16 protein-coding genes and 1 riboswitch are annotated in these 22,478 nt (G+C 70.2%); of the genes, 1 reads left to right on the top strand and 15 read right to left on the bottom strand.

Annotated features, from left to right (window positions below; all coding sequences use genetic code 11):
- Positions 1-17: 17 nt before the first annotated feature.
- Positions 18-2,582, top strand: a complete 2,565-nt coding sequence (locus tag NGB36_RS07855; protein ID WP_255919421.1) for an ABC transporter permease — start codon at positions 18-20, stop codon at positions 2,580-2,582.
- Here the strand turns inward: NGB36_RS07855 and NGB36_RS07860 are convergent.
- The 15 genes from NGB36_RS07860 to NGB36_RS07930 form a co-directional block, all read right to left on the bottom strand.
- Positions 2,569-3,897, bottom strand: a complete 1,329-nt coding sequence (locus NGB36_RS07860) for a class I SAM-dependent methyltransferase (protein WP_255919422.1) — start codon at positions 3,895-3,897, stop codon at positions 2,569-2,571. The genes NGB36_RS07855 and NGB36_RS07860 overlap by 14 nt on opposite strands.
- Positions 3,898-4,065: 168 nt before the next feature.
- The gene (locus NGB36_RS07865) at positions 4,066-5,448 is read right to left on the bottom strand and encodes an NAD(P)/FAD-dependent oxidoreductase (RefSeq protein ID WP_255919423.1); all 1,383 of its coding nucleotides are present in this window, start codon (positions 5,446-5,448) and stop codon (positions 4,066-4,068) included.
- Between the two features lie 422 nt (positions 5,449-5,870).
- Entirely contained in the window at positions 5,871-6,038 is a 168-nt protein-coding gene (locus NGB36_RS07870) for a hypothetical protein (protein ID WP_255919424.1), read from the bottom strand.
- A gap of 201 nt (positions 6,039-6,239) precedes the next feature.
- Positions 6,240-7,202, bottom strand: a complete 963-nt coding sequence (locus NGB36_RS07875) for a Ppx/GppA phosphatase family protein (RefSeq protein ID WP_255919425.1) — start codon at positions 7,200-7,202, stop codon at positions 6,240-6,242.
- Positions 7,199-7,759, bottom strand: coding sequence for a DUF501 domain-containing protein (locus NGB36_RS07880; RefSeq protein ID WP_255919426.1), 561 nt, complete (start codon positions 7,757-7,759; stop codon positions 7,199-7,201). The genes NGB36_RS07875 and NGB36_RS07880 overlap by 4 nt, the downstream gene beginning before the upstream one ends.
- 42 nt (positions 7,760-7,801) lie before the next feature.
- On the bottom strand, positions 7,802-8,284 hold the full coding sequence (locus NGB36_RS07885; RefSeq protein WP_255919427.1) for an FtsB family cell division protein: 483 nt from the start codon (positions 8,282-8,284) through the stop codon (positions 7,802-7,804).
- 139 nt (positions 8,285-8,423) lie between these two features.
- Positions 8,424-9,704, bottom strand: a complete 1,281-nt coding sequence (gene eno, locus NGB36_RS07890; protein ID WP_443741172.1) for a phosphopyruvate hydratase — start codon at positions 9,702-9,704, stop codon at positions 8,424-8,426.
- Between the two features lie 229 nt (positions 9,705-9,933).
- On the bottom strand, positions 9,934-10,617 hold the full coding sequence (locus NGB36_RS07895) for a LysM peptidoglycan-binding domain-containing protein (protein WP_255919428.1): 684 nt from the start codon (positions 10,615-10,617) through the stop codon (positions 9,934-9,936).
- A gap of 5 nt (positions 10,618-10,622) precedes the next feature.
- Positions 10,623-10,748, bottom strand: a riboswitch (cyclic di-AMP (ydaO/yuaA leader).
- Between the two features lie 387 nt (positions 10,749-11,135).
- Entirely contained in the window at positions 11,136-12,389 is a 1,254-nt protein-coding gene (locus tag NGB36_RS07900; RefSeq protein WP_255919637.1) for a cytochrome P450 family protein, read from the bottom strand.
- Positions 12,390-12,495: 106 nt separating this feature from the next.
- Positions 12,496-13,209 (bottom strand): endonuclease V, encoded by a 714-nt coding sequence (locus NGB36_RS07905; RefSeq protein WP_255919429.1) that lies wholly within the window; start codon positions 13,207-13,209, stop codon positions 12,496-12,498.
- Complete coding sequence (locus NGB36_RS07910; protein WP_255919430.1) at positions 13,206-14,213, bottom strand: nucleoside triphosphate pyrophosphohydrolase; 1,008 nt, start codon at positions 14,211-14,213, stop codon at positions 13,206-13,208. The genes NGB36_RS07905 and NGB36_RS07910 overlap by 4 nt, the downstream gene beginning before the upstream one ends.
- A 52-nt stretch (positions 14,214-14,265) precedes the next feature.
- Positions 14,266-14,949, bottom strand: a complete 684-nt coding sequence (locus NGB36_RS07915) for a SurA N-terminal domain-containing protein (RefSeq protein ID WP_255919431.1) — start codon at positions 14,947-14,949, stop codon at positions 14,266-14,268.
- A 114-nt stretch (positions 14,950-15,063) separates the two neighbouring features.
- Entirely contained in the window at positions 15,064-18,606 is a 3,543-nt protein-coding gene (gene mfd, locus NGB36_RS07920; RefSeq protein WP_255919432.1) for a transcription-repair coupling factor, read from the bottom strand.
- A gap of 178 nt (positions 18,607-18,784) precedes the next feature.
- The gene (locus tag NGB36_RS07925) at positions 18,785-21,370 is read right to left on the bottom strand and encodes an ABC transporter permease (protein WP_255919433.1); all 2,586 of its coding nucleotides are present in this window, start codon (positions 21,368-21,370) and stop codon (positions 18,785-18,787) included.
- A complete protein-coding gene (locus NGB36_RS07930; protein WP_255919434.1) occupies positions 21,367-22,176 on the bottom strand; it encodes an ABC transporter ATP-binding protein in 810 nt (269 codons plus the stop codon). The genes NGB36_RS07925 and NGB36_RS07930 overlap by 4 nt, the downstream gene beginning before the upstream one ends.
- Positions 22,177-22,478: the final 302 nt, after the last annotated feature.

Below are 22,478 nucleotides of genomic sequence, written 5' to 3' on the forward strand. Positions count from 1 at the left end.
ACCCAGGACCCGTCACCATGTTCCGTACCGCCCTGCGCAACGTCCTCGCGTACAAGGCCAGACTGCTGATGACCGTGCTCGCCGTGATGCTCGGCGTGGCCTTCGTCTCCGGCACGCTGGTCTTCACCGACACGCTCGGTACCGCCTACAAGAACCAGTCGGCCAAGTCCTACGACAACGTGGCCGTCGCCATCAGCAGCAGCGCGGGGGGCACCACTCACCCCAGGTCCAAGGACGCGGCAGCGGACGAGGGGCTCACCCAGCAGACCCTCGACCGGATATCCAAGCTGCCGGGGGTCGCCTCCGCGATCGGGCGCGTCAGCGGCTTCGCGGGCGCCGCCGACTCCAAGGGCAGGCTGATAGGCAGCGGCTGGTCCAACACCGGTGCCAACTTCGCGCCGGGGCCGGACGGCAAGGACCCCCGCTACACCTTCGTCTCCGGCAACGGCCCGGCGCAGGCCGGAGACGTCGCGCTCGACAAGGAGACCGCGGCCAGGGGCGGCTTCCACGTCGGCGACCCCGTCGAGGTGGCCACCAACGGCCCGGTGCGGACCTACACGGTCAGCGGCATCTTCACCACCGACGACGGCGCGGTCAGCGCGGGCGGCTCGCTCGTCCTGTTCGACACCGCGAGCGCGCAGCAGCTGTACCTGACGCCCGGCCACTACCAGGAGATCACCGTCGTCGGCGCCAAGGGCGCCTCGCAGCAGCAGATCCTCGCCGAGGTCAAGCCGTTGCTGCCGAAGGACGGCACGGCCGACGCGCAGACCGGCAAGGAGCTCGCCGACGCACAGGCCAAACAGATCGAGGACAGCTTCAGCGCGATGAGCACGATGCTCATGGTCTTCGCCGCCATCGCCCTGTTCGTCGGCGTTTTCCTGATCGCCAACACCTTCACCATGCTCGTCGCGCAACGCACCAAGGAGCTGGCGCTGCTGCGGGCGCTGGGCGCCAGTCGCCGTCAGGTGACGCGCTCGGTGCTCACCGAGGCCCTCATCGTGGGCGGCACCGCGTCGGCGGCCGGTTTCGCACTCGGCGTCACCATCGCCTCCGGGCTGCGCTCGGCGATGAACGGGCTCGGCGCCAAGGTGCCGGCCGGGCCGCTGATCGTGGCGCCGACGACGGTCGTTGCCGCCTTCGCGGTCGGCGTGCTGATCACCATGGTCGCCGCGTGGCTGCCCGCACGCCGGGCCGCCAGGATCCCTCCGGTGGCCGCGATGAGCAGCGCGGAACTCCCCGCGCCCGCCAAGTCGTTGCTGCTTCGGAACGTCGTCGGAGTGATTCTTGCCTGCGGCGGCGCGGGACTGGTGGTGGCCGGCGCGGCGACCGGGCGCGACTCGGGCCGCCGGGCGGTGGGGATCGGCGCGTTCCTGCTGCTGGTCGGCCTGATCGTGCTGACGCCGCTGCTCTCCCGGCCGGTGCTGACCGTGGTACGTGCGCCGCTGGCGCGCGTGTTCGGCGTCTCCGGGAATCTTGCGGCGCGCAACGCCCGCCGCAACCCGCGTCGTACGGCCGCGACCGCTTCCGCCCTCGCCATCGGGCTCACGCTCATCACCGGCCTTTCGGTGCTCGGCGTCTCCGTCGGCCGCAGCGTCGACGAGGCGACGGTGGACAACCTGTCGGCCGACTACATGGTGCGCATGGCGAGCGGCATGCCGCTCGACCCCTCGGTGGCGGGCGAGATCTCCAAGGTGCGGGGCGTGACGGCGGCCACGGCCCTCGAATCGGCGTACTTCGACGTCGACGGAAGGTTCTCCGCCGTCACCGCGGCCGATCCGCGCGGGCTCGCCGAAACGGTGCGTGTGACGACGGTGACCGGGTCGCAGTCGCCGCAGACGGCACTGGCGGAGGGCAAGATCCTCGTCGACGACAAGACGGCGAAGAGCCGCGGCTGGAAGGCCGGGGACGTGGTCCAGGCCTCCTACCCGGACGGTACGAAGGCCGAGGTGACGATCGGCGGCACCTTCGCGGACAACCTCGTCCTGTCGCCCGTCGTCATGTCGGACACACTGCTCGCGCCCCACGTGGACAAGCCCGAGGTGCCGCAGGTGCTGGTGAAGACGACGGGCGGCGCCGATGCGAAGACAGCCGAGGCGATCGCCGACGGCCTGGGCAACAACCCGGCCATCTCGATCATGGACCGCCAGGGCATCCGCAACACGTTCGGCGGCGTGATCAACAACATGCTCAACATCATGTACGGGCTGCTGGGCATGTCGCTGATCATCGCCGTGCTCGGGGTCGTCAACACCCTGGCCATGTCGGTCTTCGAGCGGCGCCGCGAGATCGGAATGCTGCGCGCGATCGGCCTCGACCGGAGCAGGATCAAGCGGATGATCCGCCTGGAGGCCGTGGTGATCTCGCTCTTCGGTGCCGTGTCCGGCGTTGCGCTGGGCCTGTTCATCGCCTGGGCGACGGGCCGGACGATCAGCGCGGACCTGCAGGCCTATGTGATGGTGCTGCCCTGGGGCCGCATCGCGATCTTCTTGGGCCTGGCGGCGCTGGTCGGTGTCCTCGCGGCGGTGTGGCCTGCTCGGCGGGCGGCGCGGCTCGACGTCCTGGACGCGATCATGACGGAGTGAGCCACGCCCCGCGCGTCGGGGGCATCCCGGATTCGCCGGACGCGGGCGTGCGAACCGCCAGGATCTGGTTGACGCCGATGCGGTTGCGCTCGAACGAGAGGGCGGACGCCGCCATGTACAGGCGCCATACCCGAGCCCGACCCGGCGAGGTGAGCCGCACGCACTCGTCCCAGTGCTCCTCGAGATTGGCCACCCAGCGGCGCAGCGTGCGCGCGTAGTGCTCGCGCAGCGCCTCCACGTCCCGTACCTCGAACCCCGCCTCCTCGATCAGGGCGACCGTCGAGCCGACGGGGGCGAGCTCGCCGTCGGGGAAGACGTAGCGGTCGATGAACTCGTCGACCTCGTAGCTCTCCTCGCGCTGCAGCGGACGGCGCGCGATCTGGTGGTTGAGCAACCGCCCGCCCGGCCGCAACAGGCCGTACAGCATCTTGGCGTAGGCCCGGTACTGTGTCGTTCCGACATGCTCGGCCATGCCGATCGAGGAGATCGCGTCGAACGGCCCGTCGGTGATCTCACGGTAGTCCTGCACGCGGATCTCGACGCGGTCGGTCAGCCCCTCCTCGGCGATGCGCTTGCGGGCGAAGGCCGCCTGCTCGACCGAGAGGGTGACACCCACCGCCCGCACGCCGTAACGCTTCGCCGCGTGCAGCACCATGGAGCCCCAGCCGCAGCCGACGTCGAGCAGCCGCTGCCCCTCGCGCAGCGACAGCTTGCGGCAGATCAGGTCGAGCTTGGCCTGCTGGGCGTCCTCGAGCGTCTCGGCGCCCTCGTCCCAGTAGGCGCACGAGTAGACCATCGACGGCCCGAGCACCCGCTCGTAGAAGTCGTTGCCGACGTCGTAGTGGTGGCTGATCGCCTGCCGGTCGCGGCGCAGGCTGTGACGAGCTCCGATGCGTCCCCGCGCCTCCTCCGGCGGGGCGGAGGGCGGCAGCCCCGGTCCGGCGAGGGCGAGCGCCTCGCGGGCCGTCCGGCGTACGGATGCATCAAAGAGCGCAGCCGCCACGGTGAAGGCCCCGGAGCGCTTCCGCGCGCCGGCCGTCGGCTCGTCGCGCTGCCACACCGTCCCGGAGAGGAGGTCGAGCGCCTCGTAGAGATCGCCGTCGACCTCCAGGTCACCGGCGACCCAGGCGCGTGCCAGACCCAACTCGCCGGGCCTCCACAGCAGTCGGCGCAGCGCCCGCGGGTTGCGCAGGACGAGGGCGGGCGCCTGCGCAGGGCCGACCTCGCTCCCGTCCCAGGCGCGGATACGAACCGGGAGCGGCGATCCGAGGACCGTTTCGGCGAGTGCAGCGAGCCGTCCGGCAGCGTGGGCCATGGCGCAAACCTCCGTGATGGTGGGTCACCCTATGGGTCCTTTCACCACGAAAACAGATTCATGAGCCATGTGTAGTCCCGAAACGCAAAAAACGCCGAGGGTGTCCGCCCCACGGATCGGCGGACACCCTCGGCGTCGTGTGCCTGACCGGTGATCAGGCCGGCCCGGTCAGGAGGCCTTGGCCTTCTCGGCCCTGCCCGGCGCGGGCTGGGTGGCCTTGGCCGCCGCGGCCGCCGTCACCGGCGCGGCCGCCTCGTAGAACTCCTCACGCGGGTTCTCCAGTGCGCCGAGCGCCACGACGTCGCGCTTGAGGAACATCGCGAGCGTCCAGTCGGCGAGCACCCGGAACTTCCGGTTGAAGGTCGGCACGGCCATGCCGTGGTAACCACGGTGGCAGTACCAGGCCAGCCGGCCCTTGAGGCGGATCTTGCCGAAGAGCAGGGCGACGCCCTTGTGCAGGCCGAGGCCGGCGACGGCACCCATGTTCTTGTGCTTGTACTCGTGCTGCGGGAAGCCCCGCATCCCGGAGATCACGTTGTCGCCGAGCACCTTGGCCTGACGCAGGGCGTGCTGCGCGTTCGGCGGGCACCAGGCGCCCTCGCCGGCCGCGAGGTCGGGCACCTGGGCATTGTCGCCGGCGGCCCAGATGTAGTCCGTGCCCTTGACCTGGAGCGTGGGGAGCGTGTCCACGTGGCCGCGCGGGCCGAGCGGGACGCCGAAGTTGGCCAGCGCGGGGTTCGGCTTGACGCCCGCGGTCCATACGATGGTGGACGCATCGACTTCGAGCCCGTTGGCGAGCACCACGTGCTTGTCGATGCACGACTTCATGGACGTCTCGAGGTAGATCTCGATGCCGCGCTCGCGCAGGTGCTCGAGGCCCCACGTGCCGAGCTCCGGGCCGACCTCGGGGAGGATGCGGTTGGCGGCCTCGACGAGGATGAACCGCATGTCCTCGCGCTTGACGTTCGTGTAGTACTTGCACGCGTCGCGAGCCATGTCCTCGACCTCGCCGATGGTCTCGGCACCCGCGAAGCCGCCGCCGACGAAGACGAAGGTCAGCGCCTTGCGGCGGAGCTCCTCATCGGTGGTGGAGTCGGCCAGGTCGAGCTGTTCGAGGATGTGGTTGCGCAGGTCGACAGCCTCTTCGACGCCCTTCATGCCGATGCCGTTCTCGGCGAGGCCGGGGATCGGGAAGGTGCGGGAGACGGCGCCGAGCGCGACGACAAGATAGTCGAAGGGCAGCTCGTACTTTTCTCCGACGAGCGGCTCGATCACGGCCACCTTGCGGTCCTGGTCGACAGAGGTGACCCGGCCGGTGAGGACCTCCGCCTTGGGAAGCACGCGTCGCAGCGGAACCACGACGTGGCGCGGAGAGATGCTGCCGGCCGCAGCTTCGGGGAGGAAGGGCTGGTACGTCATGTACGAGCGGGGGTCGACGACCGTGACGGTCGCCTCGCCGAACCGCATCTTCTTCAGGATGCGGCGCGCCGCGTACAGGCCGACGTAACCGCCGCCTACTACGAGGATCCGTGGACGCTCCGTGGTGCTCATGGACACGAGTATCCAGCACCCCATTGGGCCCCCCTCGTGAGCCCCTTCACAAGGTTCTTGCGGGGTTCTGCTACACTGCGCGATTTCGTGATCGACGCCACACCCGCCCCCGGAACCTCCTCTCGAGCCGGGACGTCCCGGGACCCCCTTGAGCAGCGACGATCGGCCGCCGACCGGTAGGCTGCGGGGTCGCTAACCCTGCCGAAACAAGGGAGTTCGGCGCTCAGTTGCGAGGGATCGCGCTCCGACGGGGCCACGGGGCCAATGAATCTGCTCCATCAGACGGGAAGTTCATGTGAATAATTTCACGAACTTTCTCGCGCGCCCCGCCAGGCCGTCCGAGAACGCCGCGCCGCGGCCTGCCGTCGACCCATCGGTAGACGGCAAACCGCGGCGCACAAGGACACCCCTGACCGTGCGCGCTAGCGCTCCAGCTCGCGCTCGATGTCCTGCTCGCTGCACTGGTCGAGCTTCTGGGTCTGCTCGTTGAGGACGCTGTAGCGGGCCGCCTTGCCCTTGCCCTGGACCTCCTGGATCCTGCCGATCTGCTTCACGCGCTGATCGTCCCGGTACTCGACGCGCTCTCCCATGTTATGGGGCATGAGTTCTCCCAAAGATCGATGGAGGGGAGCAGGAGGTCGCCGGCCGGATCACCGGGGGCGGTCCCTCCTGCGGCGCACACTGCCGATCGCGCGGCGCCGTGGCCATCACATCCGACCGGCGCGTCACCGGCGACCGCAGTGGTCCGGACGGGTGAACGACGGCGGGCGCCCCCGGCCCTGACTCTCATATCACCGCTGGTCAGCGAGGTCTTCCGCCGCCTTGTGGGCGATACCGTCGAGGATGTCGTGCTCGCTCACCACGACCTCGTCGGCCCCGGTGCGTTCCATGATCTCCAGCAGGACCAGCGCTCCCGCGCCGATCACGTCGACCCGGCCCGGGTGCAGCACGGGGATGGCCGCGCGCTCGGCGTGCGTGGAGGCCAGAAGGCGGCCGGTGACGTCGCGGACCTGATCGATCGTGATCCGGGAGTGGTGGATGAGGGACGAGTCGTACTCGGGGAGGCCCAGCGCGATCGCGGCCACGGTCGTGACCGACCCGGCCAGGCCCACCAGCGTCCCGGCCTCGCCGATCGGCACCGTCTCGGCGGCCAGGTCGAGCGCCTTGGCGACGTCGGACTTGATCGCGGTCACCTGGCCGGGGGTCGGCGGGTCACTGACGCGGCCGCCGTGCACCAGGTGACGTTCGGTCATCCGTACGCAGCCGATGTCGACCGAGCGGGCGGCGCGCACCGCACCGTCGCCGACGACGAACTCGGTCGAACCGCCGCCGATGTCCACCACCAGATACGGCGTGCGCAGGTCGTCCCGGCCGGTGAGCTCCTTGGTCGCGCCGGTGAAGGAGAATTCGGCCTCCTGTGCGCCCGTGATCACCTCGGGCTCGACGCCCAGGATTCCCACCACGCCGCGCACGAAGTCGTCCCGGTTCTCGGCGTCGCGCGACGCCGACGTCGCGATGAAGCGGATCCGTTCGGCGCCCAGATCACGGATGATCTCCGCGTACTCGCGGCAGGCGGCGAAAGTGCGTTCCAGGGCATCGGGGGCGAGTCGCCCGGTGCGGTCCACGCCCTGACCGAGCCGGACGATCTGCATCCTGCGGTCGAGGTCCTTCAGCTGCCCGGTCGCGGGGTTGACGTCGGCGACGAGCAGCCGGATGGAGTTCGTACCGCAGTCGACGGCGGCCACTCTGGTCATGCGCGCTCCCCCTGCTCCCCCTGCTCCCCCTCGGACGCCCCGCCGCACTGCTCGACGCACGGGCCCTTGCGCCACCACTCGGGCAGCATCGCGATCGCCTCGTCCCCGAGCGGATTGACTCCGGGCCCGGCCGCCAGCGCGTGGCCGACTAGCACGTGCAGACACTTCACGCGGTCGGGCATGCCGCCGGCGCTCGGGAAGTTCTCCAGCACCTCGATGGCGTCGCGGCGCTTGATGTAGTCCTCGTGGGCCGCGCGGTAGGCGGCGGCGAGCTCCGGGTCCTCCGCGAGCCGGGTGGTCATCTCCTTCATGACCCCCTCGGCCTCCAGCGTGCCGATGGCGGAAGCGGCGCGGGGGCAGGTCAGGTAGTACAGCGTCGGGAACGGGGTGCCGTCCTCGAGCCGCGGCGCCGTCTCGACGACATCGGGAAGCCCGCACGGGCAGCGGTGCGCCACGGCCCGCAGCCCGCGTGGCATGCGGCCGAGCTGCTCACCGATCGCGGCGCGGTCGGCGTCGGTGGGCGGGGCGGGTTCGGTGCGGGGTGGATGGATGTCCATGGAAGCTTTCGTTCGGTGCTGGGCCGATCGGTGCTGGGCCGATCAGTGCTGGGCGTCGGCGGAGTTCACGCCGTCCCACACATTGTCGTACCAGGGGCGGTTAGCACTGGCATCGGAGGACTGGTCGTCGCCGGAGCCGGAGCCGTGCTGGCCCAGCATGGTGTAGCCCGACTCGTCCGGCATGACGAAGTGCAGCTGCTCGCGCGCCTGCGCCTTGACGAAGTCCGGGTCCGACCAGCGGGCCTTCTGCTCGCGCAGCCGCTCGACCTGCTGTTGCGCCTGCTGCGCCTGCTGCCGCTGGTCGGCGATCTGCGAGCGCTGGGCCAGGTACTGCCGCGTCGGATAGGCGAGGGCCACGACGAGCGCGCAGACGGTGAGCGCGAGCAGCGCGGCCCGCCCGGTGAGCCTGTTGCGGCGGACCGGACGACCGTCGGGCTGCCGCCCGGTGGCACGGTAGACGCGGGCCTGCGCCTGCTCACCGATGGCCTTGAACCTCGCCGCGGTGGAGAACCGGTCCGACGCCACGTCGTCTCCCCTCGCCTGCCTGTGCACCGCCCGCCGACGGAGTGGGCTGATGTCACTTCACAACACGTCCCCGGCCACGGTACGGGACCACGGCCGGGGACATGCGGAGCGGCAGCTGTTCGGGGCCGGTTCAGCCGGTTCAGCCCTTGAACCGCGGGAAGGCCGAGCGTCCGGCGTAGACCGCCGCGTCGTCGAGGATCTCCTCGATGCGCAGCAGCTGGTTGTACTTGGCGACGCGGTCCGAGCGGGCCGGGGCGCCGGTCTTGATCTGGCCGCAGTTGGTGGCGACGGCCAGGTCGGCGATGGTGACGTCCTCGGTCTCGCCGGAGCGGTGCGACATCATGCACTTGTAGCCGCTGCGCTGGGCGAGCTCGACGGCGTCGAGGGTCTCGGTGAGCGAGCCGATCTGGTTGACCTTCACCAGCAGCGCGTTGGCGGTGTCGTTGTCGATGCCGCGCTGCAGCCGCTCGGGGTTGGTGACGAACAGGTCGTCGCCGACGATCTGGACCTTGCTGCCCAGCTCGGTGGTGATGGTCTTCCAGCCGTCCCAGTCCTCCTCGTACAGCGGGTCCTCGATGGAGACCAGCGGGTACGCGGCAACCAGCTCGCTGTAGTAGGCGCTCATCTCGGAGGCGCTGCGGGCCTTGCCCTCGAACTCGTAGGCGCCGTCCTTGTAGAACTCGGAGGCGGCGACGTCGAGGGCGAGCGCGATGTCCTGGCCGGGCTGGAAACCGGCCTTCTTGATCGCCTCGACGATCAGGTCGAGCGCCTCGCGGTTGGAGTCGAGGTTCGGCGCGAAGCCGCCCTCGTCACCGAGGCCGGTGGACAGGCCGCGCTCCTTCAGCACCGCCTTGAGGGTGTGGTAGACCTCGGCGCCCCAGCGCAGCGCCTCGGAGAACGACTCGGCGCCGATCGGCGCGATCATGAACTCCTGGATGTCGACGTTGGAGTCCGCGTGGCTGCCGCCGTTGAGGATGTTCATCATCGGGACCGGCAGCACGTGGGCGTTCGGGCCGCCGACGTAGCGGAAGAGCGGGAGGTCGGACGCCTCGGAGGCGGCGTGGGCGACGGCGAGCGACACGCCGAGGATGGCGTTGGCGCCGAGCGAGGACTTGTCCGGGGTGGCGTCCAGGTCGAGCATGGCCTGGTCGATCAGCCGCTGCTCGGTGGCGTCGTAGCCGACGAGCTCCGGGCCGATCTGCTCGATGACGGCGAGCACGGCCTTCTCGACGCCCTTCCCGCCGTAACGGGCCTTGTCCCCGTCGCGCAGCTCGAGGGCCTCGAACGCCCCGGTGGAGGCACCGGAGGGGACGGCTGCACGACCAGTGCTGCCGTCGTCGAGGCCGACCTCGACCTCGACGGTGGGGTTGCCTCGCGAGTCGAGGATTTCGCGGGCTACGACGACGTCGATGGACGGCACGAGCATCTCCTTCAGGATGTGTGTCTTGCTCTGCGGCATGAGCCTATCCGGCGGGGGGCGCCGGAGCGCCCGATGGGCCGGTCACTGAGATGAAAATGCCCCGGCCGGGCACGCTCGGGGGGAGGGCGTGCCCGGCCGGGGACTATGTGTGATCAGCATTCGCCGGAAGCGACTGATCCGAATGAGCCGGCCGAGGCGGCTGAATCGGGATAACCGTTTCAGCTCGGGTTCAGCCGAGGCGCAGGTGCTGACCCGGGTAGATCAGGTTGGCGTCCTTGACGACGTCCTTGTTCAGCTGGAAGAGCTTCTTCCAGCCGCCGGAGATGTGGTGGGCGGCGGCGATGCCGGAGAGCGTGTCGCCGGACTTCACGGTGTAGCTGCCGTGACCCTTGTAGGAGGGAGCGGCCGGAGCGGGGGCAGCCGGTGCGGTCCGGGCCGGGGCGGTGGACTCGGTCTGGGCCGAGGCGTTGTTGTCCGTGTTGTCCTGGCTCGCCGCCGAGCTGCTGCTCGCGGAGGAGGAGCTGCCGGCGGAGCTGCTCGACGAGCCGGCGTACGGGGCGCCGGTGAGGCCGGTGCCGCAGACGGGCCAGGCGCCCTTGCCCTGGGAGGCCAGGACCTTCTCGGCTATCTGGATCTGCTGGGACTCGGTGGCCTGGTTGGCCTCGGGCGCGAACTGGGTGCCGCCGTACGCCGCCCAGGTGCTGGAGGTGAACTGCAGGCCGCCGAAGAAGCCGTTGCCGGTGTTGATGGACCAGTTGCCGCCGGACTCGCACTGCGCGACGGCGTCCCACTGGGACTGGGTTGCGGCGTTGGCCGAGGTGGCAGTCATGAGCGGGGCGGCGATGGCGGCGCCGGTGATACCCGCGAGGGTGGCGAAACGAACAGCCTTGGAGGCACGACGGTGCTTAGCCATGGAGAAGTCATCCTCACCGACGCCTGCGAGGTCAGCTGTCGGGTTCGGGCCGAGTGAGTGCCCGGCCGCGCGCTTTTCCCGCGCGCGGCTTAACCCCTAGCCGGTTTCCGCGCATACGGCGGTTGCTCGCACAACTGCCCGTATGCAACAGGCCCGGCGGTGAACCTTGGGTCCCCCGCTCCTGCCTACGGCGCTTTCGCGTCGACTGTTCCCATCGGCCGGCGGCAGGACTCGGCGTTCCTGGCCGACGGGGCTCGCGGTGGCGAGCGGTGATGACGATAAGCACACCCCCTGGGGCGAGTTCAAACTCCCATTTGTCCCCGACCCGCCCCCGAACCACCGCGATTTGACAGCCTGGGAAATAAGAGAATCGCAGGTCGCGACGGCGTAAAGAGATCGATTGGGGGTCGACCCCGACATTCGGGCGGGAGAGGTATGTCACAGACGTAACGCACCATCAGGAGGCAACGTTTCGGAAGAGTCTGGAATGTCGGATTCGCCTGGAGTGAGGCAGGCGGCTATGGTTCCTCACGGGTGAAGCGGACCGGCAACGTCCGCAAACCGCGCATGATGAGACCGCCGCGCCACCGCAATTCGTCCGGATTTGCCGCAAGTTGGAGATCGGGAATCCGGGTGAACAGCGTGCTCAGCGCGGTCTGCGCCTCCAGCCGGGCGAGCGGAGCCCCCAGGCAGTAGTGGATGCCGTGCCCGAAGCCGAGGTGGGGATTGTCACTCCGGGCGAGGTCGAGGGTGTCGGGACCGGCGAACCGTTGCGGGTCCCGGTCGGCCGCGGCGAGCACCACCAGCACCGGGTCGCCCGCCCCGATCGCCTGACCGCCGATCGTCAGCGGCTCGGTGGCGAACCGCCATGTCGCCAGCTCCACCGGCCCGTCGTAGCGCAGCAGCTCCTCGACACCGGTGGCGAGCAGATCGCCGTCACCGCGCCGCAGCGCGTCCTGGAGCCGATGGCGCTGAACGGGATGGCGCAGCAACGCGTACGTCCCGTTCCCGATGAGGTTGACCGTGGTCTCGAACCCGGCGAAGAGCAGGATGAACGCCATCGCCGCGGCCTCGTTCTCCGTGAGGTGCTCTCCGTGGTCACTCGCACGGATCAGACCGGAGATGAGGTCGTCGCCGAGCGCCGCCCGCTTGCGGTGGATCAGCTCGGCGAGATAGGCGCGCATCCGCTTCACCGACCGGGCGACGCCGCCGCGCGGCCCGCGCTCGTGCCGGATCATCATTCCGGCCCAGTCGCGGAAGTCGTCCTGGTCCTCCGGCGGAACGCCGAGCAGATCGCAGATCGCGTAAATCGGCAGCGGGAAGGCGAATTCGTGAATCAGGTCCGCCTCACCGCGCGCCGCGAATCCGTCGATAAGCCGGTCGGTCAATTCCTGTACCCGCGGCGCGAATTCGGCGACGCGGCGCGGCGTGAACGCCTTGGACACCAGCCTCCGCAACCGGGTGTGGTCGGGCGGGTCGATATTGAGCAGGTGAGTCATCAGATCGGCGCTGCGCTCACCCGGAATCCCGACCTTTCCTTTGGCATGCGCGCCCTCGGAATGATGCACGGGATTCTTCGACAGCCGGGAGTCGGCGAGGGCCTGGCGCGCGTCCGCGTACCGGGTGACCAGCCACGCCTCGACACCGCTGGGCAGGGCGGTGCGGTGCACCGGCGAGTGCTCCCGCAGCCATGCGTATGCCGGATACGGATCGGCAGCGAACTCCCACGTGAACAGGCTCGGCGGCCTGGGAGCCGGGACCTGGTCCGTCATGTCGGAGTTCTCGTCGTGCACGTAACCGACCGTATCCGGTGCTCCCCCGCCGGCGCGCAGCTCCGTTTGAACGGGCACATTCGCCGGTCAGTCCCGCGTCGCCTCGTCACCCATGGGCCCGCAGCGCATCGCGGCTCAGGCGGTCCGCGAGGCGGGTGGTCTCAGGAAGGCGGTAGGACGGGGCGAGGGCGAGCACATGGCGGCAGGCGGTGTCGAGATCGATGGCGTGGCCGACGGAGACGTACACCGGTTTGACGCCCCGCTGCGTGCGCAGCACCCGGCCGACCGTCTCCCCGGCGTCGACGAGCGGCACGCCATCGCCGCGCTGGGGCCCGAGCGCCCGCGCGTCGTACGAGCCGGTGAACGGCGTCTTGGCGACGCCCGCCGACGGGATGCCCGTGATCACGCCGAGGTGGCAGGCGAGCCCGAAGCGGCGTGGATGGGCGAGCCCCTGCCCGTCGCAGAGCAACAGGTCGGGGATGTTGCGCAGGCGGCCCAACGCCTCAACCAGCACCGGCAGTTCACGGAAGGCGAACAGGCCCGGTATGTACGGGAAGGCGGCGTCGCCGGCAGCGGTCGCCTCCTCCACCGGGGTGAGACTCTCGGCGTCGAGCACGACGACGGCCGCGGCGACCCGGCAGGCACCGTCGGCACCGTCATCCTCCCCGTCGCCGCCGTAGGCCACATCGAGACCTGCGACCAGCCGGGGCCGCTGCGGCCCCGGTCCGTCGCGGTCGACCAGCGGCCGCAGCCGCTCCTGGATCGCCGCGGCCTCGTGCTCGTCGCGCGGCCACGGGTGCGGGACGACGATGCCCGTCACGCCTGCTTCTCCGCGTCGCGAATCGCGTCGCGGTAGCGGCGGGCCGCGGCGCGCAATGCGGCCTCCGGATCGGAGCCCTTGCTCTCGGCGGAGATCGCGAGCTCCAGGAGCCGGTCGCCGAAGTCGTGCGCACTGCCGACGGGAAGCTTGACCTCGACCCCGCCCGTGCGCGCCCGGCTCGCCAGCTTCGCCGCGAGCGCCAGCGCCGGCTGGTCCAAGGGGATGCCGTCGGTGACCGAGTCGCGCTTCTTCTCGGCCGCCTTCTCGCGCATCCAGTGGGCCTTGACCTCCTCCGGGGTCTGGGCTGTCTCCGAGCCGAAGACATGGGGGTGACGGCGTATCAGCTTCTCCACGATCGTGCCGGCCACGTCGTCGATGGAGAACGGCTCCTCGGGGTCCTCCTCCGCGATCCTCGCGTGGAAGACGACCTGCAGCAGCACGTCGCCGAGCTCCTCGCGGAACGCGTCCCGGTCACCGTCCTCGATCGCCTCGACGAGCTCGTACGCCTCCTCGATCAGGTACTTCACCAGGCCCTCGCTGGTCTGCCTGCCGCTCCACGGGCACTCCTCGCGGATCCGGTCCATCACCTGGACCAGATCGAGCAGGCGTGCGCCCGGCAGGTCGTAGGAGGCGGGCAGCAGTTCGAGCTCGGGCATCCGCACCCGTCCGGAGCCCGCGAGCCGCGCCAGCTCGTCGGTGAGCGCCGGATCGCCGTCGGCGGCCGGTATGACGAGCAGCGTGCGGCCGCCCGCCGCCCGGTCGACGAGCTCGCGGCCACTGGGCGCGGCGTGCTCGACCGTGATGCCGGCCTCCCGCAGGTACGGCAGCTGAGGGTGGCTGGGATCCGGGCATATCACCTGGTCAGCCGTGCGCAGCGCATGCCAGGCGGGCCAGGAGAGCAGCCCTGGGGCCACCCGGTGGCTGGTGGTGAGCAGGACCAGGCGACCGGGGTCGTCGGCGGACGGCGAAGACTGCGAGGACGCGGAGGCCGATGAGTCGTTCACCCCTTGAACGTACCTCGCCGCACCGACAACCCCATCAGCCTTGTCCGGTCTGTCAGCTCTGAGCCGTCTGTCCTGTCTGTCCGGTCAGCGCGCTCGGCGACGGTGCGGCCGCCTGCCGCAGCCACGGCTCGCTCGCCGAGCCGAGCGTCAGCGTCTGGTTGTTCCACGTCCCGTACCGCGGATTGACGTCGATGTGCAGCTGCTGCGAGGTCTTCGCCAGCTCCTTGGTCACCGATTCCTGGCCTTGCGGGGTGCTCAGGTCCACGCCCAGGGAGCGGGCGATGCCCTGGGCCTCCGCCTGGACCCGGTAGAAGCCGTCCACCTGGCCCGGCGCGACGGCGTACTGCTCCAGCAGCTGGGTGCGCAGCATGCTCATGCCGCCCGCCTGCTGCGCCGCGGCGGCCTCCAGCTGCTGGATCCGGGCCTGGCTCACCGTGATCCCGGCGCTCTGCGCTGCCCGGTCGATGACCCGGTCGAAGACCAGGTTGCCGAGCATCGAGCGGTCGAGGCCGCTGGTCGCTTCGATCAGCTGCCCCGCCTGCGACGTCTGGTTCTGCGCCGTCCGTACCGCCTTGACCTGCGACTCCAACGCCGAGTCCGAGATCGTCTGCCCGTCCACGACGGCCGCCGCCCCTGCGTGCGTACTGCCGCACGAGGTGATCATCGGCGCCGCGGCGAGCAGCGCGAGAGCGGACACGGTGGACAAGGAGAGCGTTGCAGTGCGGCGGCGGACCATGGTGCCTCCCGGCGGGTTGATCGAGCGGCTCTGCTTCGACCTGGCGCTGATCGAGAATAAGGAGTGGCGGGGCCTGTTATCCACTACTCCGCCACTACTGCGCTCAACGAGCCGCTAGGCGCCCAGTACCGAGGTGAGGAGCTCGGCCGTCCATACCAGCAGTTCACGGCCGACCACCGGCTTGCCGCCGATGGTGCCGGTCGACGGGCGCGGCACCAGCACCTGCTTGACCGCCGGCTTGATCACGCTGCGCGGGTGGAGCCGCTTGAGCCTCAGCTCCTGCGACTCGCGCAACTCGACCGGGCTGAAGCGGATGTTGGAGCCCTGCAGGGTGATGTCGGTGACCCCGGCCCGCCTCGCCAGCAACCTGAGCCCGGCGACGAGCAGCAGGTTCTCCACCGGCTCCGGCAGCTTGCCGTAGCGGTCGGCGAGCTCGTCGCGTACCGCCTTGATGTCCTCCTCGGAGTTGACCGCGGCGATCGAGCGGTACGCCTGCAGGCGCAGCCGCTCACCGGGCGCGTAGTCGTGGGGCACATGGGCGTCGATCGGCAGCTCGATCTTGACTTCGAGCGGTGCCTCCTCCTCGGCCCCGCCCGGCTCCAGCGCGGCCCGGTAATCGGCGACGGCCTCGCCCACCATCCGTACATACAGGTCGAAGCCGACGCCCGCGATGTGACCGGACTGCTCCCCGCCGAGCAGGTTGCCCGCGCCGCGGATCTCCAGGTCCTTCATCGCCACGTACATGCCCGCGCCCATCTCGGTGTGCTGGGCGATGGTCGCGAGCCGCTCGTGCGCGGTCTCGGTGAGCGGCTTCTCCGGCGGGTAGAGGAAGTAGGCGTAGCCGCGCTCGCGGCCACGTCCGACACGACCGCGCAGCTGGTGGAGCTGGCTGAGGCCGAAGGTGTCACCGCGCTCGACGATCAGGGTGTTGGCGTTGGAGATGTCGATGCCGGACTCGACGATCGTCGTCGAGACCAGCACGTCGAACCGCTTCTCCCAGAAGTCGACGACGACCTGCTCCAGCTGGTGCTCGCCCATCTGGCCGTGCGCGGTGGCGATGCGTGCCTCCGGCACGAGCTCGCGCAGCCGGGCGGCGACACGGTCGATGGACTCCACACGGTTGTGGATGTAGAAGACCTGGCCCTCGCGCAGCAGTTCACGCCGGAGGGCGGCGGCGATCTGCTTCTCCTCGTAGGGGCCGACGAAGGTGAGCACCGGATGGCGCTCCTCCGGCGGTGTGGTGATCGTCGACATCTCGCGGATACCGGTGACGGCCATCTCCAGCGTGCGCGGGATCGGTGTGGCGGACATCGTCAGCACGTCGACGTTGGCGCGCAGCTTCTTCAGTTGCTCCTTGTGCTCGACGCCGAAGCGCTGCTCCTCGTCGACGACGACCAGGCCCAGGTCCTTGAACCGGGTCTCGGGGGAGAAGAGGCGGTGCGTGCCGATGACGATGTCGATCGAGCCCTCGCGCAGCCCGTCGACGACGGCCTTGGCCTCGCCGTCGGTCTGGAAGCGGGAGAGCGCCTTGACCACGACGGGGAACTGGGAGTAGCGCTCGGAGAAGGTGGCGAAGTGCTGCTGGACGAGAAGCGTCGTCGGGACGAGCACTGCGACCTGCTTGCCGTCCTGCACCGCCTTGAAGGCGGCTCTCACGGCGATCTCGGTCTTGCCGTATCCGACGTCGCCGCAGATCAGCCGGTCCATCGGGACCGACTTCTCCATGTCGTCCTTGACCTCGGCGATCGTGGTGAGCTGATCGGGGGTCTCGGCGTAGGGGAACGCGTCTTCGAGCTCACGCTGCCAAGGGGTGTCGGCGCCGAAGGCGTGGCCGGGTGCGGCCATGCGTGCCGAGTACAGCTTGATCAGGTCCGCGGCGATCTCCTTGACCGCCTTCTTCGCCCGCGCCTTGGTCTTGGTCCAGTCGGCGCCGCCGAGCCGGTGCAGGGTCGGTGCCTCGCCGCCGACGTACTTGGTGATCTGCTCCAGCTGGTCGGTGGGGACGAAGAGCCGGTCGCCGGGCTGGCCGCGCTTGGCGGGCGCGTACTCGACGAGCAGGTACTCGCGCGTCGCGCCCTGGACGGTGCGCTGCACCATCTCGACGTAGCGGCCGACGCCGTGCTGCTCGTGGACGATGTAGTCGCCGGCCTGCAGGGTGAGCGGGTCGATGGTCTTGCGCCGCCGGGACGGCATCCGGCCCATGTCCTTGCTGGCGGCCTTCTGGCCGGACAGGTCGGTCTCGGTGAGGACGGCGAGCTTGAGCGCCGGGGCGACGAAGCCGCGCTCGATCGATCCGCACGCGACGTGGACGACGGAGGGCTCTGGCGCGTTCGGCAGGTCGGCGTCGAAGCGGGCGGCGATGCCCTCGTTGCCGAGCACCTCGACGGTGCGGGTGGCCGGGCCGTGGCCCTCCGTCACGTACACGGCGCGCCACCCGTCGGCGAGCCAGCCCTTGGTGTCGGCGAGGGCGCGGGCGCTGTCGCCGCGGTACGCCTCGGGGGCGCGCATCCCCAGCTGCAGGGTGTCGTCGTCCAGTTCAACGTCGCCGGCGAACTGGCTCACCGACCACACCGGCATGCCGATGTCCTGCGCGTGATCGCGCACGTCGGCGATGGACCACAGCGATGCGGCGCCGAGGTCGATCGGTGCCTCGCCGGTTGCGGACATCGCCGTCGCCGCCCAGGAGGCCTCCAGGAACTCGCGCGAGGTCGCCACGAGGTCGGCGGCCCGGGTGCGGACCCGCTCCGGGTCGCACATCACCGTCAGGCTGCCGGCCGGCATGACGTCCATCAGCAGTTCCATGTCGTCGACGAGCACGGGGGCCAGGGACTCCATGCCCTCGACCGCGATCCCCTCGGCGATCTTGCCGAGCAGCTCGCCGAGCTGCGGGTGCCTCTCGGCGAGCGCGGCGGCGCGCTCACGGACCTCCTCGGTGAGGAGCAGCTCGCGGCAGGGCGGGGCCCACAGGCCGTGCTCGGCGACTTCGAGGCTCCGCTGGTCGGCGACCTTGAAGTATCGAATCTCCTCGACGTCGTCGCCCCAGAACTCGATGCGGAGTGGATGCTCCTCGGTGGGCGGGAAGACGTCGAGGATGCCGCCGCGCACCGCGAACTCGCCGCGCTTCTCCACCAGTTCGACGCGACTGTAGGCGGCGGCCGCGAGGCCGTCGACGATCTCCTCCAGGTCGGCGGTCTGCCCGGTGGACAGCGACACCGGCTCCAGATCGCCCAACCCCTTGACCTGCGGCTGCAGCACGGAGCGCACGGGGGCGACGACGACGGAGACCGGACCGGCCGCCGGGTCGTCCGCCCGCGGATGCGCCAGGCGCCGCAGCACCGCGAGCCGGCGCCCGACGGTGTCGGAGCGGGGCGAGAGCCGCTCGTGCGGGAGCGTCTCCCACGCCGGGTACTCCACGACCGAGTCGGCAGGGAGCAGCGAGCGCAGGGCCGCCGCCAGGTCCTCGGCCTCACGCCCGGTCGCGGTCACCGCGAGTAGCGGGCGACCGGCGCGAGCGGCGAGCGCAGCAAGCGCGAACGGCTGCGCACCGGGCGGACCGACGAGGTCCAGGTGGTCCCGATTGCGGTCAGCGGCTGCTTTCACCGCTTCGGCGAGCGCCGGATCGTTGACGACAACGTCGAGCAGACCGTTCAGGCTCATGAAGGGGTATCCGTAATCCGTCCCAGAGGGTTTTCCGGGCGCGCGGCGTGTCGCGTGCCCGGTGCTCCAGGGTAACGGCCCCGGTGCGGGCGCACCGGGGCCGTGGGCCTGCCCGGGGACAAGCCGAGTGGCGGGGGCACCCCCGTGACCCCCGCCCCTCCTGCTCGCGGCGGCGCGGCTATTCCGTTGCGATCGCGTTCAGCACGTTCATCCGCGAGGCTCGGAACGCGGGAGCCAGCGCCGCCAGCAGACCGACGACGGCCGCGCCGATGAACACCGCGGTGATCGTCGACCACGGGATGGCCAGGGTGCCGAGGCCCTGCAAGGCGAGCAGCTTCTGAGCCGCCGTGCCCCAGCCCATGCCGAGGCCGAGGCCGATCACCGCGCCGAAGAGCGCGATCACCACCGACTCCAGGCGGATCATCCGGCGCAGCTGCCGCCGGGAGAGCCCGATCGCCCTCATCAGGCCTATCTCACGGGTCCGCTCGACGACAGAGAGAGCGAGCGTGTTCACCACGCCGAGAACGGCGACGATGATCGCGAGCGCCAACAGGCCGTAGACGAGGTTGAGCATCTGGCCTATCTGGTTCTGCAGGAGCGTCTTGTAATCGGCCTGGTCCCGCACCTGGACCTGCGGGTAGTCGTGGACCGCGACCTTGAGCGCGGTATAGGCGGTCTGCGTGTTCTTGCTGTCGGCCGAGGTGGCGAAGAGCATGACGTCCTGCGGCATCAGCTGCGCCGGGATGTACCTCGCCGCGGTGTCCAGGCCGACGTACATCGCCCCGTTGTCGAACGCGGTGCTCTTCGAGGTGATCGCGTAGATCTTCAGCTGTGCGGTGCGACCACCCAGGAAGGTGACGCCCAACGCGTCGCCGACCTCCAGCCGGTGGCTGTCGGCGAAGCTCTCGCCCACGGTGATGCCGCCGCGTGTGTAGGCGTCCAGCACCGTGCCGGCGACCACCGGCTGCCGCAGGTCCTGCACGTAGCTGGCGTCCGTGCCCGACAGGACCTGCTTGGACTTCCCGCCGTCCGGCAGGGCGAGCGTGACGGGCAGCTCCTTGTACTCGGTGACATGGCCGAGGCCGGGCGTGGATTTCACCGCCTTGACGATGTCAGGGGTGAACGCCCCGGTGGTGGTCTGGATGATGAAGTCGGCACCAACCGACTTGTTGATCTGGTCGCTCGCGGAGGCGACCATCGACGAGCCGACCACCGACAGCCCGGCGACCAGCGCGAGGCCGATCATCAGGGCGGCGGCCGTCGCTCCGGTGCGCCGCGGGTTGCGCAGGGCGTTGCGCTGCGCCATGCGGCCTATGGAGCCGAAGGGGCGCAGGGTGACCGTGCCGAGCACACGGACGACACCGGCGGCGAGCAGCGGGCCGATGACGATGAAGCCGATGAGGGTGAGCAACACGCCGAAGCCGAGGAAGGCGCTGCCGGTCCCTGCGGCCTTCGCCGCTCCGGCCGCGACGAGCGCGGCGGCGCCGGTGCCCGTGATGATCAGGCCGATGGCCGAGCGGACGACGGTGGAGCGCGCTGTGGCCTGCCCCCCGCCGCCGGACTCGCGCAGCGCGGCCATCGGGGAGACCTTGGCGGCACGGCGGGACGGCAGATAGGCCGAGACGAGGGTGACGATGACGCCGACGGTGGCGCCGGCCACCGGGGTGGTCCACTTGATCGTCAGCTCGCTGGTGTCGAGATGCATGCCCATGGAGTTCATGAGCTGCATGAGTCCGACCGCGATCCCGATACCGCCGCCGATGCCGAGCGCGGAGCCCACGACGCCGAGCAGCACGGCCTCGGTCAGCACCGACCGGTTGACCTGCTTGCGGCTGGCGCCGATGGCCCGCATCAGGCCGATCTCGCGGGTGCGCTGGGCGACCAGCATCGAGAAGGTGTTGGCGATGAGGAAGACGCCGACGAGGACGGCGATGCCGGCGAAACCGAGCATGGCGTACTTCATCACGTTGAGGAAGCTGCCGACGCTCGACTTGTCGTCGGCAGCCGCCTCGGCCTTGGTCTGGAGGGTGTAGCCGTGGCCGAGCGCGGAGGCGGCCTCCGCCTTGAGCTGGTCGTCGCTCCTGGTGCCGTCGCCGTAGGCCTGGACGGAGGTGAACTCGCCGGTGCTGCCGAGGAGTTCCCGCTGTGCGGTAGGGGTGTCCATGAAGACCATCGCGGCACCGGGGTTGGTGGTCTGGAAGGTCGCGATGCCGGTGATCTTCTGGGTGAAGGTGCCGAGCGCCGTCACCACCTTGATGTCGTCGCCGATGCCCAGGCGGGCCTTGTTGGCGGTGTCGGCGTCGAGCATGGCCTGGCCGGGACCGTGCGGCGCCTGGCCCGAGGTGAGCTTGAGCGCCGCGTTGGGCGTCACCTCCCAGTTGGTGGCGATGGTGGGGGCGCCGGAGGTCGGGCCGATGTTGGTGTCGTTCTCCGGGTCGACGACGGTGACCGAGGTCGACTCGACCGTGCCGAAGGCGGTCTTGACGCCGGGCTGTGCGGCCACCTTCTGGACGACGGAGGCGGGCAGCGTGGCCGGCCGGGCACCGGCGGAGCGCTGCTGGTTGCCCGCGTCGTCGCTGTTGGGCTTGACGGTCAGGTCGGAGGCCGTGGTGTTGAAGAGCCTGTCGAACGTGGCGTTGACGGTGTCGGTGAAGACGAGCGTGCCGCACACGAACGCGACGGAGAGCAGGACGGCGATCGCGGAGAGCGCCATCCTGCCTTTGTGCGCAAAGAAGTTGCGCAGTGAGGTCTTGAGGACGATCACCAGGTCCTCCCCTGCGCGTCGCCCGCGGCCACCACGCTGGAGAAGCGCTGCATGCGGTCGAGCACGGCCTCGGCGGTCGGATCGGCCATGTCGTCGACGATGCGGCCGTCGGCGAGGTAGAGGACACGGTCGGCGTAGGAGGCGGCGACCGGGTCGTGGGTGACCATCACGATCGTCTGGCCGAGCTCGTCGACGGAACGGCGCAGGAAGCCGAGCACCTCGGCGCCGGCCCGCGAGTCGAGGTTCCCGGTCGGCTCGTCACCGAAGATGATCTCGGGCTTGGCGGCGAGGGCACGCGCGACCGCGACGCGCTGCTGCTGGCCTCCGGAGAGCTGGGCCGGCCGGTGCTTGAGGCGGTCGCCGAGGCCCACGGTGCCCACGACCTTGTGCAGCCACTCCTTGTCCGGCTTACGGCCGGCGATGTCCATGGGGAGGGTGATGTTCTCTATCGCGTTGAGCGTGGGCAGGAGGTTGAACGCCTGGAAGATGAAGCCGATCTGGTCCCGGCGCAGCCGCGTGAGCTGCTTGTCCTTCAGCTTGGTGATCTCGGTCTCGCCGATCCAGATGCGTCCGGAGGTGAGCGAGTCGAGCCCGGCGAGGCAGTGCATGAGCGTCGACTTACCGGATCCCGACGGGCCCATGATCGCGGTGAACTGACCGCGCGCGATGTCGACGTCGACGTCCGCCAGGGCGACGACCCTGGTCTCGCCATTGCCGTACGCCTTGGTCACCTGGCGTGCCCTTGCGGCGATGGCCGTGCGCCCTCCGCTGCCGCCCGCCCGGGGAACTGCTACAGCCGTTGTCACGTGAGGTCTCCTGAAGTGTCGGCGTGGTCGCGGTGTGGTGAGGTGTGGTCAGGCGTGCGGGATCCGCACGCCGCCAGCGTGCTTGACCGGGGGTGGGTGGAGCGATGGGGCAGGGCGCCGTATCCAGGAGGGGGTTGTCCCCACCCCCGCCCTGCTGCCTACTCCAGGCTAGGGACGGTAAAGCCGCCGCTCCTCATCCGCCGGGACGAACCGCGGGTAGGAGGTCCGGGGGTCTTCCCCCTAAGGGACTACTCCGCGGGCAGGAGACCGTGGGCACCGGAACACGCCGCTTCCCCGTCTTC

This window comes from Streptomyces humicola (genome assembly GCF_024436035.1).
GTDB classification, from domain to species: Bacteria; Actinomycetota; Actinomycetes; order Streptomycetales; family Streptomycetaceae; genus Streptantibioticus_B; species Streptantibioticus_B humicola.

Excerpts from the sequence above, each read along its gene's own strand:
- NGB36_RS07855 (WP_255919421.1), top strand. The coding sequence starts at position 18 with ATGTTCCGTACCGCCCTGCGCAACGTCCTCGCGTACAAGGCCAGACTG.
- NGB36_RS07860 (WP_255919422.1), bottom strand. The coding sequence starts at position 3,897 with ATGGCCCACGCTGCCGGACGGCTCGCTGCACTCGCCGAAACGGTCCTC.
- NGB36_RS07865 (WP_255919423.1), bottom strand. The coding sequence starts at position 5,448 with ATGAGCACCACGGAGCGTCCACGGATCCTCGTAGTAGGCGGCGGTTAC.
- NGB36_RS07870 (WP_255919424.1), bottom strand. The coding sequence starts at position 6,038 with ATGGGAGAGCGCGTCGAGTACCGGGACGATCAGCGCGTGAAGCAGATC.
- NGB36_RS07875 (WP_255919425.1), bottom strand. The coding sequence starts at position 7,202 with ATGACCAGAGTGGCCGCCGTCGACTGCGGTACGAACTCCATCCGGCTG.
- NGB36_RS07880 (WP_255919426.1), bottom strand. The coding sequence starts at position 7,759 with ATGGACATCCATCCACCCCGCACCGAACCCGCCCCGCCCACCGACGCC.
- NGB36_RS07895 (WP_255919428.1), bottom strand. The coding sequence starts at position 10,617 with ATGGCTAAGCACCGTCGTGCCTCCAAGGCTGTTCGTTTCGCCACCCTC.
- NGB36_RS07900 (WP_255919637.1), bottom strand. The coding sequence starts at position 12,389 with ATGACGGACCAGGTCCCGGCTCCCAGGCCGCCGAGCCTGTTCACGTGG.
- NGB36_RS07915 (WP_255919431.1), bottom strand. The coding sequence starts at position 14,949 with ATGGTCCGCCGCCGCACTGCAACGCTCTCCTTGTCCACCGTGTCCGCT.
- mfd (WP_255919432.1), bottom strand. The coding sequence starts at position 18,606 with ATGAGCCTGAACGGTCTGCTCGACGTTGTCGTCAACGATCCGGCGCTC.